This is a genomic window from Winogradskyella ouciana (assembly GCF_009709615.1).
GTDB classification, from domain to species: Bacteria; Bacteroidota; Bacteroidia; order Flavobacteriales; family Flavobacteriaceae; genus Winogradskyella; species Winogradskyella ouciana.
On sequence record NZ_WJYA01000121.1, the window covers coordinates 1 to 269 of the forward strand.

The 269-nt window shown below is 50.6% G+C and carries 1 protein-coding gene; it reads right to left on the reverse strand.

The annotated features are described in order from the left end of the window. Positions 1-61: 61 nt before the first annotated feature. A partial coding sequence (locus F1003_RS15830) for a YidC/Oxa1 family membrane protein insertase (protein WP_202913918.1) occupies positions 62-269 on the reverse strand: 208 nt, incomplete at its 5' end.

Sequence of the window (269 nt, forward strand, 5' to 3'; positions counted from 1 at the left end):
AATGTTGCCTCTGACTGGAACAGCCGTTCGGCCTCTTTGATCTGGTCGTCAGTGAATGAAATCACGATGCTGCCTTTGCAGTTTTTGTTGGAGCGCTGTCATCGTCCTCTTCGCCCATCATTTCGGCAACAGGATCCATACCCATACGACGTTGGATGATGGCCTGTTGAACAATCGACCAGATGTTGCTCCACGCGAAGTACATCACCAATCCAGCGGGGAATTGCGCGAACACAAACGCCGTAATCCATGGCAAAATGCCGAATACT